The organism is Glaciimonas immobilis (assembly GCF_011947285.1).
Taxonomy (GTDB): Bacteria; Pseudomonadota; Gammaproteobacteria; order Burkholderiales; family Burkholderiaceae_D; genus Glaciimonas; species Glaciimonas immobilis.
The window spans coordinates 283,325-298,005 of record NZ_JAAOZT010000007.1 but is presented as its reverse complement, the minus strand read 5'-3'; the positions used below and the strand labels follow the sequence as shown (position 1 = coordinate 298,005).

The window sequence follows — 14,681 nt, the reverse complement described above, 5'->3', positions numbered from 1 at the left end:
ACACGCGGGGTTAAGCCATCAATTATCGTCGGTGCGATATTCCACGTAGGCGCGGTCGCGCAGCTCTCTCAACCAGTCGTTGGTCGCTTCTTCCTGCTTACGCTCACGAATGGCAGCACGCGCTGCAAGGCGTTTACGATCAGACGAGACGGTATCGGTTTTGCGCTCCAGCACCTGAATAAGGTGATAACCGAAAGGGGTTTGAATCGGTTCGCTGATTTGACCGGGTTTCAGTGTATCCATCGCACGTTGAAATTCCGGGACGGTATCACCGGGATAGATCCAACCCAGATCACCACCTTTAGAGGCGGACAAATCATTCGAATATAATTTAGCCAAATCTTCAAACGTGGCCGCTTTATTGTCCAGACGATCTTTTAGTTCCAGCAAACGGCGTTTAGCATCTGCCGCTGATACCGTTGGGGTGACTTTTATCAGGATATGACGGGCGTGTGTTTGCTCTACCGGTGCGGCGTCAGGTTTTGGTGTATTGGCAGCAGCACGTTTATCGTTAAGCCGAACGATGTGAAAACCATTCGCACTTTGTAGGATAGTAGTGACCTGACCCGGCGTCAGGGTTGCAATTGCATCGAGAAACATTTTCGGCAAGCGATCCTGTGCGCGCCATCCTAGCTCGCCCCCCGACAAAGCATCGGGAGCATCAGAATAGGTTGCCGCGACCTTGCCGAAATTGCCACCAGAGCGCAATTGCTGCAACACTTCTTCTGCACGTTTACGACGCTCACTGACTTGCGCTGGCGTAGCATTTTCTGGCACGCGCACTAAAATCTGTGACAAATTAAATTCTTGCTGCGCCTGTTGCGATTGCTTGTTATTGGCTTCGGCGGTCAGATAATTATCGACTTCTGATTCGGTGATGGTAATTTTGTTATCGACCTCACGCTCACGCAGGCGTTGCAACAAGATTTCGCGACGGATATCTTCCCGAAAAGCAGTATAAGAAATCTTGTCGTGATCCAGTTGCTTGCGGAAGTCGCTCATCGACAATTTATTTTGTTCTGCAATGCGGCCAATTGAAGTGTCCAGCATTTTGTCGTCGACCGACAAACCCGCCTCTTTAGCGGCCTGCACTTGCGCCCGCTCAAGGATTAAACGCTCAAGCAACTGCTTTTGCAATTCAGCCGGGGGCGGCACTTCAACGCCCTGCCCTTGCATCCGCGCAATCACGTCCTTCAGGCGCAGTGCCAGCTCCTGACGGGTAATGACTTCATTGTTAACTACCGCCGCAATCGAATCTATTGTCTCGGGGGTGCCGGCCGCTCTTGGCTTTCGGGCAGCCGGGGCAGCCACTGTGGTCGGCGAGTCCATCAGGGGTGGACTCAACGGGCTGACTGGCTTTTGCGCCCATGCACTGGAGGTACTGATGAGCAGCGATGCAATAATCATCGCAATGTGAGTCTGGTTGGACGAGCGGGGCTTGATGGTTTTACGCATAGTGATGAGAGCATTCATATATAAGTATGACGGATTCAGTTACTGATGATCTTGTCAGGTTGATTTACATTTTGATAACCGGGGATGCTGCCTTTTAATGCTTGCATCGGGTTGGAGCCTAGTTTCGTCAAACCATTCAATTCAAGCTGGAAAAATAACGCGGAACTGGTTTTAGCAGTCGAGGTCGGGGTCCGTTGCGCCACTACGCGAAAAACCCAACAATCAGCTTTATACTCTACACCGAGCAAACCTTCAGCAATTCTTCGATCCTGGAGCGAGTAATTGATGCGCCCAACGCCATACCAACGTTTGGCGAGTGGCCATTGCGCCGATAAGTCGACTTGTTTCAATATTTCGTTATTATTCAGTGCGACGTCCGCTGGCGTGCGATCCAGCCGATACGCCAGGTTGACAACTTCTTTAGGACCAGGCTGCCAGCGAATACTGTAATTGGCGCGCTGAATCGTATTGTTACTTTGACTGTATTGCAGATTGCTGTCCAGTCCAAGCGTGCGCGTCAATTGACCACTTGCGCCGAACAATAAATCGGAACGACTGTTGACGATACTGTTATCCAGCGATACCAATGGCGGCGTAAAGTAAAAGCGTTGACCAATCGCGAGCCGCAAACGTTCAATCCCGCTTTCTTCGATAAAACGCGAGGTAATGGCCGTCGTCAACTGGTTCGCATCGCTAATGCGATCATGACCGGAAAACTTATTTTCAGTAAAAATCTGGGCGAAATTGAAGTCGGCCACACCAGTATCGAACAGTGGATAGTTATTCTGATCTTTATATGGCGTCCGTACATAAAACAGGCGTGGCTCTAAGGTTTGGGTTACCGCGTTACCAAATAATTTTGCATCTCGCTCAAAGGTCAGCCCCCCGTCGATTGAGAACGTTGGCAAAACACGACTGAAACTGGTCGGCGATCCCGGCACCACGTTGGTAAGGCTGTACGACGTTGCATCGAGCTGAATCTTAGGTGTTAAAAAATAACTAGCCCCGATGATCGGATACGAAATCTGCGGATTAATGTAAATACGATCGCCTTCACCCGGCAGTTGCCTGCTCGGCGCGATATCGTACTGGCTATTTTTAAAGCGGGTATATTGGGCAGCCACGGTCCAGTCAAACCCGCCAACGTCCTGTCGCCCCACGCCGTACGTGACCTGCGGCAACCGATCATACGGCCGAGATATCAACGGGTTGCCTTTGGAATCGAAATCTTGCAACACCTGATACCGCGACGCGATCGCTGTCACGCTGCCTAAAGTACCGCCATAGGTCAGATCAAGCTCGCGATTCAGTAGTCGTTGCGCACTCTGTGTAATAGATCGGGAAAAATCATCTGGATATTTATTATCGGATGCGTAGTTTACATTCCACGACATGCCAAAACCACCACCCAATTTTTGTGCGTGTGTTGACTCAATGGCATAACGATTACTTTTTGTTAACATATCGTTTGGCAGGTACTCAAAACGGGTAATACCGCTATAAGTATCGCTTAGATAGCGCCCTTCAACCCCCAGTTGCACACCGCGCTTGGTAATCACATTAGGACTGAAAGTCATGTCGCGATTGGGTGCGATATTAAAATAATACGGCTGACTGACTTCAAAGCCGCCGGTACTGGTGGCACCGATGGTCGGTGGCAAAAACCCGGACTGGCGATCGCTGGAAAGCGGAAAGGACAGAATAGGGGAAGCCAGAATCGGGATATCCTTGAAATACAATACACCGCCATGCGCCAAGCCCTCCGAGCGACCGGTATCGATATCCATGGTGCTTGATTTGATATACCAGTCCGGATTGATACCGGGACAAGTAGTGTACGTTCCGGTAATCGCCTTGGCATGATCTTCATCCACAAAATCATAACGTTCGGCACCCCCATGCCCGCCGTTGATACCAAACTTATAAGTCGGCTTGGTCAAAAATCCTTGTCCAGAGTCCATATTGAGCTTGAGATCATCGCCGGTGTACTCGTCACCGTAACGATTCATCCGCACGCAACCGTGCGCCTCGACCTCATTTTCAACAATCCGGTAAGTTGCCTTATCGGCTTTAACCTCGGTCTGGCCACGCTTCAACTCAGCGTTACTGTCAAGGTTGAGCACCCGATCCGGGCGACCTGTCATCTGGTCAGCTTCAACAGTGATTGGTAAATTGCTCTCATCGACATGCGGAGGCCTGACCGCAACTGCTTGCGCCATGGCAACAGATGACGTCAATATCGGCACCGAAGAAGCCAGTACCGACGCAATTAGCCACGTAAGCCGTCGCATGCGAGGCAGCGGTAACGACCCGATTTGACGGGAGGGCACGACCAAACGTCCGCGTATTGGCGAGCGTAATTGGGTCGACAGCAGTGGTTGCGGCGAGGCTTGGGAAAGGAGCACTGAGGAAAACCGTGTCAAAAAATGCATTGAGCAAACACCATCGTAGGCGATTTTTTAAAATTAATACCTTATTATAGGGGAACTCACTACCTACAACCGTATTCCTGGACCGCTAAATGACATCAAACCGGACATCAACTCCGACTCCACCTCTGTTAGCCGCAGAGTGCGCACCTTCTTTACCCCCTGAGGCGACCGATCTGCGTCTGATCAAAATACTTGCGTGGCTTTCAACTTTAGCAGACTACCCAACTATCGCAGCGTCAATGCGACCCGCCTCAGCCGATGCCAGCTTCAGACGTTATTTTAGGGTTGACCGGGCTAGCTCAGGGGTCACTGCCTCCGGCGCCACCGCACCAGACACTTTAATCGTCATGGATGCGCCGCAACCACAAGAAGACGTGCGCCCGTTCATCGCTATCGCGGGCATCTTCAATGATGCCGGAATGTCAACGCCTGCTATCCTCGCGCAAGACGTTGAACAAGGCTTTTTGCTGCTGTCCGATATGGGTCCGACCACCTATCTGCAACAACTGAATGAAGAGAACGCTGACGCCAACGCGCTCTATCTTGACGCAATCAATGCTTTAGTAACGTTGCAAACCCACAGCAAGCCGGACGTGTTGCCAGAATATGACCGGGCATTTTTATTAAAAGAGCTCCAAATATTTTCTGAGTGGTATATAGGCAAACATCTGAATGTTACGCTGACGACGGAACAGAGCGCCAGCCTGGAGGAAGTTTTTAATGTTATTTTGGCCAATAATATGGCCCAGCCTCAGGTGTACGTCCATCGCGATTATCATTCGCGTAATCTGATGGTGATACCGACAGGCAATCCCGGCGTTCTGGATTTTCAGGGTGCGCTTTATGGCCCGATTACGTACGACCTCGCGTCTCTGTTGCGCGACGTCTACCGCTCATGGGATGAAGCACAGATTCTCGACTGGGTGATTCGCTATTGGGAGCGCGCTAAACGCGTGGGCTTGCCGGTTGCGCCAGATATCGACACGTTTTATCGGGATTTTGAATACATGGGATTGCAGCGTCACCTGAAAATTCTTGGCCTGTTCGCGCGTCTCAAATATCGTGATGGCAAACCAGAATACATGCAGCACATACCGCAAGTAATGGATTATGTGCGCAAAGCGGCATTGCGCTACCGCGAGCTGATCCCTCTGGTACGCCTGATCGATAAACTGGAAGACACGCCGCAGCAGATTGGCTATACCTTTTAAGGTTGATTCGTCGCACCTGCCCTGCAATGTTTTCTCGGTATATTTGTTGATAACATCATTGCCGGGCACGATAATTAATAGTACCAATACCAATAACCAATAACTAAATAACTGAGCCACCATGAAAGCAATGATTTTTTCCGCCGGTCGTGGTGAGCGCATGCGCCCACTGACCGACACCACTCCTAAACCGCTGCTAAAAGTCCGTGGTCGCCCGCTCATCGTCTGGCACATCGTCAATCTGGTACGCGCTGGTATTACCGATATCATCATTAATCACGCCCATTTAGGCCAATTGATCGAAGATACGCTCGGCGACGGCAGCAAATTCGGAGCTAAAATCACCTACTCGGCAGAAGGCACGGCGCTAGAGACTGCGGGCGGCGTGGCTAAGGTGCGACACTTACTCGGTGAGGCGCCATTTATTGCCATTTCGGCCGATATCTACTGCCCTTTTTTCAATTTTGAACAAGTCAAAACAACGCTGGAGGACAATGATCTCTGGGGCGTTCCGCATCCGATTGAAACCAGAGACGTCGGCTGGATTTATCTGGTCAAAAATCCGGCACATCACCCTGATGGCGACTTTGCGGTGCATAGTTTTTCGGTGTCTAACGAAGGCGAGCCGCGCTTTACTTACTCCGGTATCGGGGTATTCCGTCCGATGATTTTCGATTCTATTGCACCAGGTGAATTCGGTAAGTTGGCCCCGATACTGCGTGACTACGCGGATCGCGGCCAACTCGGCGGCGAGGTCTATCGTGGCGACTGGACCGATGTCGGGACGGTTGCGCGGTTGGAACAGTTAAACGCACCAATGTAATCGATGCAACAGATGTCGCGTTATTCGGACGGGTCAGGAATATTAGTTACCACAACCAGACCAGCGTTGAATGGGCGACAATCGAATATAGATTTCGCTAATATAGATTTCGCTAAAGAATCTCAGAATCAATCGTCCTGATCGACTTATTTTATCAGGATGAGTATTCCAGATTAGCTACCAGAATGACGCCCAGCGGTGCCACTCACCAACATGCAAGGATGCTTATGAACCCCTACTCCACACGTCGCGCGCAGTTAATAAGTCTGATGCAAGCCAAAGGCGGCGGTGTAGCGATCATCCCTACCGCTCCTGAAGTGATGCGCAACCGGGATGCCGACTACCCGTATCGTCACGATAGCTACTTCTATTACATGTCGGGCTTTATGGAACCAGAATCGGTTGTCGTCATCGTTGCAGGCGAAAAGCCACAATCAATTCTGTTTTGCCGTGAAAAAAATCTGGAACGTGAAATCTGGGACGGCGTCCGCTACGGCCCGGAGGCTGCACGACAAAAGTTTGGCTTCGACGCCGCGTTTCCCATTGAAGCGATGTCAGTTGAAATCCCAAAATTGCTAGCCGACGCGCCTTCAGTCTTTTATACCCAAGGCCAGCAACGTGCATACGATGAAAAATTGCAGGGCTGGTTAGATAGTGTGCGCGCCATGAGCCGTGCAGGCGTGGTTGCGCCGTCTGCCATCCATAACGTTCAGGTGCTGATGGATGAAATGCGTTTAATTAAAGACGCAGACGAGATTGCGTTGATGCGACGTGCGGGCATCATTTCCGCCGAAGGCCATTGTCGTGCCATGCGGATGTCGCGCTCCGGCCTGCATGAATATGAATTGGAAGCAGAATTACTCCACGAATTTCGTCGTCAAGGATCGCAATATCCCGCCTATGGATCGATCGTCGCGACCGGTGCCAACGCCTGCGTATTGCACTATCGGGCCGGCGATGCGGTTCTGCAAGACGGTGATCTGGTGCTGATCGATGCCGGTTGCGAATTTGACAGCTATGCTGGTGATATCAGCCGTACTTTTCCGGCCAACGGCATCTTTTCAGGCCCACAAAAAGAGTTATACGAGATTGTATTGGCGGCGCAAAACGCGGCCATAGCAGTGACGCGTCCGGGCAACCATTTTATGGACGGTCACGACGCGGCAGTGCGCGTGCTGGCCCAAGGCATGCTGGATACCGGATTACTCAAGAAGGACAAAGTCGGTTCGTTAGAAGACGTCATTACCAACGGTGATTTCAGACAGTTTTATATGCACCGAACTGGTCATTGGCTAGGCATGGACGTGCATGATGTGGGCGAATACAGGGATCTGAATGCCGCGCTAACAGAAGGCGGGCAAAGGCCATGGCGCGGGCTGCAACCCGGCATGGTGACCACTATCGAACCCGGCATTTACGTGCGGCCAGCAGAAGGCGTTCCAGAAAAATACTGGAACATCGGCATCCGCATTGAAGACGACGCTTTAGTCACCGACAACGGCTGCGAACTGATGACCACTGGCGCGCCGCGTACTGTCGCCGATATCGAAGCATTGATGCGAAAATAGCGCCACCATGACCGACAGCACATCAAAAACAACATCAGATGCAGGCAATATCATCCATGCCGATATCGCGATTTGCGGTGCCGGACCGGTGGGAATGGCGTTCGCCGCCTTACTGGTCAAACGCGGCATCGCACCAGACCGGATAGCGCTAATCGATGGCAAAACAATTGATCAGGCCCGTCTTGATCCTCGCGCGCTGGCGCTTTCTTACGGCAGTCGCCAGATTCTGGAAGACATCGGCGCGTGGCCAGTAGCCGCCACCGCCATCCACCAGATTCACGTCTCAAGACGGGGACATTTTGGCCGAACATTTATTGAACGCGATGAATATCAATTACCAGCGCTGGGTTACGTCAGTCGTTACGGCAATCTGGTCACAGCGCTGGCCGCCTTGCCAGCGCTGCAAGAGATCACGCTCTTGCGTCCGCTTCAGGTCAGCACAAGCGACGATCACACGCGCGGCGTTACGATGACGCTATCGGATGGCCACCGTATGCATTGCAAAGTGATGGTACAAGCCGAAGGCGGTTTATTCGGCGCACAAACCTGCAAAGAGCTGCAACGCGATTACAACCAGATTGCCATCGTCGCGCACGTGCACACCAGCGCACCAATTCCCCATCGCGCCTTTGAGCGCTTTACCGATCAGGGCCCGCTAGCGCTACTCCCGCAGGACGACGGCTACGCGTTAGTCTGGTGCGTGCGCACCGCTAACGCTGCACAACTGCTGGGGTTGAATGACGCACTATTTCTACAAGCGCTGGCGGAGGCCTTTGGCGCTCGCATAGGACGTTTTATCCGTACCTCCCAACGGAACAGTTTTCCACTAGGCCTAAACGCAAACCCTACCACTTCCACCCATACCGTCGCCATCGGCAACGCCGCCCAGACCCTCCACCCGGTCGCAGGCCAAGGTCTCAATCTGGGACTACGCGATGCCACGGTATTAGCTAAATTGTTAGCCCAGGAAGTCACCCCTGCAGCGCTGGAAAAGTTCACCCTCAGCAGAAAATCCGACCGCAGCATAACAATCCGCATGACAGACATAATGGCCCGTATATTCGCCAGCGCCCCGGAAGGCGCCCTCTCACAAACCCTGCTAGGGTTATCACTCGGTTTAGTGGATGCTATTCAGCCAGCAAAAAATATGCTGGCCGAGCAAATGATGTTTGGGCGACGCTAACCTGCTTTTAGTATCGGAAACAAGTTGGAGATACTATGGTTTATTGCAAGCCATTTGGTTACTTATTGTTTGGCGATGCGGTGAATATTAAATTTAAGGATGTGAATGGAGCGCCGACGACGTTGAGCCGTTTTGGTTGGTTCGGTTGATCGATAGCTAAAATGGTTAGTGCTCCGTGGATGCTAGTCGGGGGCGCCTAGCGAAGCAAAAAAATAACTCGCTGCCGGGCCATACGCGGCCAGCATCCACGAAGCACAAACCGCTTTAATTACCGAATAATCGAACGTGTTGCGCTACCCAATAGCTACATCCCATAAAAAAAACCGCGCAAGTGAATATAAAATTCACCAGCGCGGTTCAATTAAGACAGCAAAAAGTTTAGTCGACCGCCTTAACCATCGCCTCAATCACCTTCTTGGCATCCCCAAACACCATCATAGTTTTATCCATATAAAACAATTCATTATCCAACCCGGCGTAACCAGAAGCCATTGAACGCTTGTTGACGATAACAGTTTTAGCCTTATAAACTTCCAAAATCGGCATCCCCGCAATCGATGATTTCGGATCTTTAGCAGCAGGATTCACCACATCATTCGCCCCCAGCACCAGCACCACGTCCGCCTGACTAAAGTCGTTATTGATGTCTTCCATCTCAAACACCTGATCGTAAGGCACTTCCGCTTCCGCCAGCAATACGTTCATGTGACCCGGCATACGCCCTGCCACCGGATGAATCGCATATTTGACAATCACGCCTTTGTGCGTCAGCTTCTCAGTCAACTCTTTCAATGCATGTTGTGCACGTGCCACCGCCAAGCCATACCCCGGCACGATGATGACCGTTTCTGCATTACCCAAAAGAAACGCAGCATCGTCAGCAGAACCCGATTTAACGGGACGCTGCACTTGTGAGCCAGTCGCCGCAGCCGTCGCAGTATCCCCACCAAAGCCCCCCAAAATCACATTAAAGAACGAACGATTCATCGCCTTACACATGATGTACGACAGAATGGCACCGGAAGAACCAACCAGTGAACCGGCAATAATCAGCATCGAATTATTCAACGAAAAACCGATACCGGCCGCAGCCCAGCCAGAGTAGCTGTTCAACATAGACACCACCACTGGCATGTCCGCACCACCGATAGGAATAATGATCAGCACGCCCAACACAAACGCGATCAATGCCATCAATATGAACGGCAACCATGCCTGCGTCATGACAAAGATAATGCCAAGCACCAGCATGGCGACGGCCAGTAACAGATTGATAAAGTGTTGACCGGCAAAGCTGACCGGTGCACCTTGGAACAGACGGAACTTGTATTTTCCCGACAATTTACCGAAAGCAATCACCGATCCCGAGAACGTAATCGCGCCGACAAAGGTCCCGATAAATAGCTCGATCCGGTTACCAACCGGCAACGCTGCGCCATGCGCGGCAATCCCGAACGCCCATGGCTCCGACACTGCTGCGACCGCGATACAGACCGCTGCCAGACCGATCAGCGAATGCATCGCCGCGACCAGTTCCGGCATCTTGGTCATCTCAACGCTCTTGGCTAAATACGCACCAATACCGCCACCGACCACGACACCGCCGGCGACTAACCAAAAACCGAATCCGGCACCTTGCGATTCCACCTTGAGTTTGATGATAAGTGCAATCGTGGTGACAATCGCCAGCGCCATCCCGCCCATGCCAAACGCGTTGCCGCGCCGTGCAGTAGAAGGATGCGACAGTCCTTTGAGCGCCTGTATGAAACACACCGACGCAATCAGGTAAAACATCGTGACCAGATTCATGCTTAACAAACTAGCGATTTCAGCACCCATTAATGCGCTCCTGCTTTAACTTTGGTTTCGGCTTCAACGGCAAGTACTTTTACCTTCGGTTCTTTTTTCTTAAACATTTCAAGCATTCGTTGCGTGACCAGAAAGCCACCGAATACATTGACCGCGGCCAAGGCTACGGCCAGCGTACCGGCGATCTGTCCGACCAGACCTTCAGTCAGTCCGGCAGCTAACATCGCGCCGATAATAATGATCGCAGAAATCGCGTTGGTGACCGCCATCAATGGCGTATGCAATGCTGGTGTAACCGTCCAGACCACGTGGTAACCGACATAAATCGCCAGTACAAATATGATTAGATTGGTGATGGTGTGTGACACTTCCATGTGTTCTCCCCTTATGATTTGCAAACCGCACGCGCAGATGAGCGACGATGCGGTCAACTTTATTTAGCTAGAATTTTTCATTCCTGTGATGCGATTGTTGTCATCAACAAACACGACTTTCGGCACGTACGTGGCGGCTTCAGCATCTGCAAACGGTGCATAGGTGCAAATGATCAGCAAATCGCCCAAATGGGCACAACGTGCTGCGGCACCATTGAGTGCAATGGCGCCACTGCCACGCTCGGCCCGAATTGCATAAGTCGAAAAGCGCATGCCATTATTGACGTTATACAGTTCGATTTTTTCGCCTTCAAGAATATCGGCCGCTTCCAGCAGATTTTCGTCGATACCGCACGATCCTTCGTAATGCAGGTCAGCCTGGGTAACGGTTGCGCGATGAATTTTCGCGCGTAACATGATGCGTTGCATTGCTTCTATCTCCTGTGTTCGCTAGCGATCTACACCCGCTATCACCGGCGCAGACGCGCCAAATATGCGTAATTTATTTGCGAAGAACTTCACCGCCGCTACACAACAAGGTAGCGACCACGATATCGTCTTCACGGTTAATCACTAGTCCGCCCTCAGGATTGACAATCAACTTTAAGAAATCCAGTACATTGCGGGAATACAACGCCGACGCGTCCGCAGCCACTAACGCGGCCAGATTGCCTTCGCCGATGATGTACACACCGTGTTTGATGACGGTCTTTCCGGATTCGGATAAAGGACAATTGCCGCCTTGATCCACCGCCATATCCAGAATGACCGAACCGGGTTTCATCGCTTTAACGGTTTCTTCGCTGATCAGAATCGGGGCTTTGCGGCCCGGAATCAACGCCGTTGTGATGATGATGTCAGCTAGTTTGGCACGTTCATGCACCAGTTCTGCCTGACGGCGCATCCAGTCTGCCGGCATTTGCCGCGCATAACCACCGACGCCCTGCGCGACTTCACGCTCTTCGTCGGTAATAAACGGGACATCCAGAAACTTGGCACCAAGCGATTCAATCTGCTCTTTTACCGCTGGACGCACGTCCGAGGCTTCTATCACCGCGCCCAACCGTTTAGCCGTGGCAATGGCTTGCAAACCAGCAACACCGGCACCCATAATTAACATCCGCGCGGCCTTGACGGTCCCGGCGGCAGTCATCAGCATTGGCATGAAGCGTTGATAAGTGTTGGCCGCCATCAGCACGGCTTTATAACCGGCAATATTGGCTTGCGACGATAATACATCCATGGATTGCGCACGCGAGGTACGCGGCGCGGCTTCGAGGGCGAAAGCCGTCAGACCATGGCTGGCCATCAAGGCGATGTTCTCAGCATCAAACGGGTTCAGCATGCCGATTACGACGGTGCCACTTTTCAGCAGCGCGTACTCTTCTGCCGCAGGAGCACGCACTTTGAGAATAGTTTCCTGTCCGAACGCCTCGGCGGCAGTGCCGATTTGCGCACCTGCTGCCGCAAACGCATCATCAGGAATGCTGGACGAAATGCCCGCACCGGATTGCACCACTACTACATGTTTTGCTGCGACTAACTTTTTGACCGTCTCTGGGGTCGCTGCAACCCGGGTTTCACCCGGTCGCGTCTCGGCGGGGATGCCGATTTTCATAAGATTCTCCCTTATTGTAGAAATTCTTGTCGTCTATAGGATTGTATTAATCTATAGGCAAAACGATTGTTGTTAAAATCCTTAGTCGCTGAAGGCGTGCGGTCAGCGCAATAATCACCATCGATATCTAACTTCCAGACCGTTGTTCTTGCGATGACTCTCGGGATGACCTCTTAAGCCACCAATGTCTGCGAGACCGGGGTGGGATCTCAACGGACCGAAAGAATGCAGTGTCGGGATGTGCATCGACAATGCTGGTAGGGATATTACACGGAATATTTGTAACGCAACCATATGAAGATGGTGAGAAGGCATTCTATTAGCTTGCCCGCTTGGTCAGTCGCGACATTTTGTTGTGACAGATACACGACTTTGGCTACGATCGGTCGAAAATTTGACAGCCACGTTAAAATGTCGGCTTACCTGAGGAATTTATGACTGAAGTTTGGAAACCCTCTGTCACGGTTGCGGCCATCATCGAACGTGACGGCCGCTTTTTGTTGATTGAAGAGCGTACTCGTGAAGGCATCCGCATTAATCAACCAGCCGGTCACCTTGACGCAAACGAATCCCTGATTCAGGCCGTAGTGCGCGAAACGCTGGAAGAAGCCGCCCACGATTTCGTACCGGTTGCGTTGGTTGGCACCTATCTGTCGCGTTATTTTTCGGCACTCACCGGCGAAAGCGCTACCTATGTACGTTTTGCGTTTTGCGGAAGCGTCGGCGAAGCCCACGATCAGGCGCTGGATGATGGCATCTTACGGGTGCTGTGGATGTCGCGAGAAGAAATAGCGGCCTGCCCGGAGCGCCACCGCAGTCCCCAGGTTTTGCAATGTATCGACGATTACTTACGCGGTGACCGGGTCCCATTGTCGACCTTACACACCGATCCCGCAGCACTGCGGAGTAATAGCGAAATCAATGGAATCGATGGAGTCAAAGATGAGTAACAAGTTGAGTAATGCAAAAAAACGTGTTGTCATCGGTATGTCGGGCGGCGTTGATTCATCGGTCGCCGCCTGGATGTTAAAGCAGCAAGGGTATGAAGTCATCGGTCTCTACATGAAAAACTGGGAAGACGATGATGACTCGGAATATTGCTCGACCCGCGAAGACTGGATTGATGCTGTCAGCGTCGCCGACGTCATTGGTGTGGATATTGAAGCGGTCAATTTTGCTGCCGAATACAAGGACCGCGTGTTTGCCGAATTCCTGCGCGAATATCAGGCCGGACGCACACCCAATCCCGACGTTCTCTGCAATGCCGAAATCAAATTTAAAGCATTCCTTGATCATGCCATGAAGCTGGGTGCTGATATGATTGCGACCGGCCATTACGCCCGTGTGCGGCAAGCGCCAGCAGGTAATTTTGAGCTATTAAAAGCACTTGATGCCAGCAAGGATCAAAGTTACTTCCTGCATCGTCTGAATCAAGCGCAGTTATCGAAGACTTTATTTCCTCTGGGAGAAATACACAAAACCGAAGTACGGAAAATTGCCGAACAAATTAAATTACCCAACGCGACCAAAAAGGATTCAACCGGTATTTGTTTCATTGGCGAACGTCCATTCAGAGAGTTTCTCAACCGCTATCTGTCGTATCAACATGGGCCAATGAAAACGGACGCTGGCGATACCGTTGGCGAGCATGTAGGACTCAGCTTTTATACGCTCGGTCAGCGCAAGGGCATCGGCATCGGCGGCATGCAATCCCACAAAAACGCGGCTGGCGATAGCGATCCATGGTATGTTGCCAAAAAAGACATAGAAAGCAATACCTTACACATTGTGCAAGGCCATGACCATCCGTGGTTGCTCTCCTCCACTTTACAGGCAGGACAGGTGAGCTGGGTCGCAGGTGAAGCGCCAAAGCAAGCGCGACTGTCAGCTAAAACGCGCTATCGTCAGGCCGATATGGCGTGCAACTTCGCCGGTGATCAGATGGTGGTAGCCGATGTGCCAGAAATCTTTACGTTGGACTTTGACGCTGCACAATGGGCAGTTACTCCAGGGCAATCCGCGGTACTGTACGACGGTGACGTTTGCCTGGGAGGTGGCATTATTATGTCTTCTACCACTGCAAGTAACTGTAAGTGAGTCTCGTAGGTAAGCCCATAGAAACGTCTGCGCTGAAGTGAGTCCTCGCTCAACATTATGTTCTGGCGCGAACGCGTCAGAGCATGATGCCCACGTTCCGAAAGAATTGCT

The 14,681-nt window shown here is 51.7% G+C and carries 12 protein-coding genes; 6 read left to right on the top strand and 6 right to left on the bottom strand.

Annotated features, from left to right (window positions below; genetic code table 11):
* Nucleotides 1–18 precede the first annotated feature (18 nt).
* Together HAV38_RS13170 and HAV38_RS13165 are read right to left on the bottom strand one after the other, a co-directional pair.
* Complete coding sequence (locus HAV38_RS13170) at nucleotides 19–1,455, bottom strand: peptidylprolyl isomerase (RefSeq protein WP_168055997.1); 1,437 nt, start codon at nucleotides 1,453–1,455, stop codon at nucleotides 19–21.
* Between the two features lie 35 nt (nucleotides 1,456–1,490).
* Nucleotides 1,491–3,887, bottom strand: coding sequence for an LPS-assembly protein LptD (locus HAV38_RS13165; protein WP_245182349.1), 2,397 nt, complete (start codon nucleotides 3,885–3,887; stop codon nucleotides 1,491–1,493).
* Between the two features lie 89 nt (nucleotides 3,888–3,976).
* Between HAV38_RS13165 and HAV38_RS13160 the strand changes: the two genes are divergently transcribed.
* From HAV38_RS13160 to HAV38_RS13145, 4 genes are all read left to right on the top strand, one after another.
* Complete coding sequence (locus HAV38_RS13160; RefSeq protein ID WP_168055841.1) at nucleotides 3,977–5,098, top strand: aminoglycoside phosphotransferase family protein; 1,122 nt, start codon at nucleotides 3,977–3,979, stop codon at nucleotides 5,096–5,098.
* Nucleotides 5,099–5,219: 121 nt separating this feature from the next.
* Nucleotides 5,220–5,921 (top strand): N-acetylmuramate alpha-1-phosphate uridylyltransferase MurU, encoded by a 702-nt coding sequence (gene murU, locus HAV38_RS13155; RefSeq protein WP_168055840.1) that lies wholly within the window; start codon nucleotides 5,220–5,222, stop codon nucleotides 5,919–5,921.
* Nucleotides 5,922–6,148: 227 nt separating this feature from the next.
* Nucleotides 6,149–7,489, top strand: a complete 1,341-nt coding sequence (locus HAV38_RS13150; RefSeq protein ID WP_168055839.1) for an aminopeptidase P N-terminal domain-containing protein — start codon at nucleotides 6,149–6,151, stop codon at nucleotides 7,487–7,489.
* Between the two features lie 7 nt (nucleotides 7,490–7,496).
* Nucleotides 7,497–8,672 (top strand): FAD-dependent monooxygenase, encoded by a 1,176-nt coding sequence (locus HAV38_RS13145; protein ID WP_168055838.1) that lies wholly within the window; start codon nucleotides 7,497–7,499, stop codon nucleotides 8,670–8,672.
* Nucleotides 8,673–9,050: 378 nt separating this feature from the next.
* Here the strand turns inward: HAV38_RS13145 and HAV38_RS13140 are convergent, their stop codons facing one another.
* The 4 genes from HAV38_RS13140 to HAV38_RS13125 all read right to left on the bottom strand — a co-directional run bounded on the left by HAV38_RS13140 (nucleotide 9,051) and on the right by HAV38_RS13125 (nucleotide 12,473).
* Nucleotides 9,051–10,511, bottom strand: coding sequence for an NAD(P)(+) transhydrogenase (Re/Si-specific) subunit beta (locus HAV38_RS13140; protein WP_168055837.1), 1,461 nt, complete (start codon nucleotides 10,509–10,511; stop codon nucleotides 9,051–9,053).
* Nucleotides 10,511–10,855 (bottom strand): NAD(P) transhydrogenase subunit alpha part 2, encoded by a 345-nt coding sequence (locus tag HAV38_RS13135; RefSeq protein ID WP_168055836.1) that lies wholly within the window; start codon nucleotides 10,853–10,855, stop codon nucleotides 10,511–10,513. The genes HAV38_RS13140 and HAV38_RS13135 overlap by 1 nt, the downstream gene beginning before the upstream one ends.
* Nucleotides 10,856–10,918: 63 nt before the next feature.
* A complete protein-coding gene (gene panD, locus HAV38_RS13130) occupies nucleotides 10,919–11,284 on the bottom strand; it encodes an aspartate 1-decarboxylase (protein ID WP_168055835.1) in 366 nt (121 codons plus the stop codon).
* A 73-nt stretch (nucleotides 11,285–11,357) separates the two neighbouring features.
* A complete protein-coding gene (locus tag HAV38_RS13125) occupies nucleotides 11,358–12,473 on the bottom strand; it encodes a Re/Si-specific NAD(P)(+) transhydrogenase subunit alpha (protein ID WP_168055834.1) in 1,116 nt (371 codons plus the stop codon).
* 434 nt (nucleotides 12,474–12,907) lie between these two features.
* Here HAV38_RS13125 and HAV38_RS13120 point away from each other — a divergent pair, with 434 nt between their 5' ends.
* Together HAV38_RS13120 and mnmA are read left to right on the top strand one after the other, a co-directional pair.
* Nucleotides 12,908–13,423: an NUDIX hydrolase gene (locus tag HAV38_RS13120; protein ID WP_168055833.1), complete on the top strand. Its 516-nt coding sequence runs from the start codon at nucleotides 12,908–12,910 to the stop codon at nucleotides 13,421–13,423.
* Complete coding sequence (mnmA, locus tag HAV38_RS13115) at nucleotides 13,416–14,570, top strand: tRNA 2-thiouridine(34) synthase MnmA (RefSeq protein WP_168055832.1); 1,155 nt, start codon at nucleotides 13,416–13,418, stop codon at nucleotides 14,568–14,570. The genes HAV38_RS13120 and mnmA overlap by 8 nt, the downstream gene beginning before the upstream one ends.
* The last annotated feature ends 111 nt before the right edge of the window (nucleotides 14,571–14,681 follow it).

Coding starts and splice junctions, on each gene's coding strand:
- HAV38_RS13170 (WP_168055997.1), bottom strand. CDS start 1,455: ATGCGTAAAACCATCAAGCCCCGCTCGTCCAACCAGACTCACATTGCG.
- HAV38_RS13165 (WP_245182349.1), bottom strand. CDS start 3,887: ATGCATTTTTTGACACGGTTTTCCTCAGTGCTCCTTTCCCAAGCCTCG.
- HAV38_RS13160 (WP_168055841.1), top strand. CDS start 3,977: ATGACATCAAACCGGACATCAACTCCGACTCCACCTCTGTTAGCCGCA.
- murU (WP_168055840.1), top strand. CDS start 5,220: ATGAAAGCAATGATTTTTTCCGCCGGTCGTGGTGAGCGCATGCGCCCA.
- HAV38_RS13150 (WP_168055839.1), top strand. CDS start 6,149: ATGAACCCCTACTCCACACGTCGCGCGCAGTTAATAAGTCTGATGCAA.
- HAV38_RS13145 (WP_168055838.1), top strand. CDS start 7,497: ATGACCGACAGCACATCAAAAACAACATCAGATGCAGGCAATATCATC.
- HAV38_RS13140 (WP_168055837.1), bottom strand. CDS start 10,511: ATGGGTGCTGAAATCGCTAGTTTGTTAAGCATGAATCTGGTCACGATG.
- HAV38_RS13135 (WP_168055836.1), bottom strand. CDS start 10,855: ATGGAAGTGTCACACACCATCACCAATCTAATCATATTTGTACTGGCG.
- panD (WP_168055835.1), bottom strand. CDS start 11,284: ATGCAACGCATCATGTTACGCGCGAAAATTCATCGCGCAACCGTTACC.
- HAV38_RS13125 (WP_168055834.1), bottom strand. CDS start 12,473: ATGAAAATCGGCATCCCCGCCGAGACGCGACCGGGTGAAACCCGGGTT.
- HAV38_RS13120 (WP_168055833.1), top strand. CDS start 12,908: ATGACTGAAGTTTGGAAACCCTCTGTCACGGTTGCGGCCATCATCGAA.
- mnmA (WP_168055832.1), top strand. CDS start 13,416: ATGAGTAACAAGTTGAGTAATGCAAAAAAACGTGTTGTCATCGGTATG.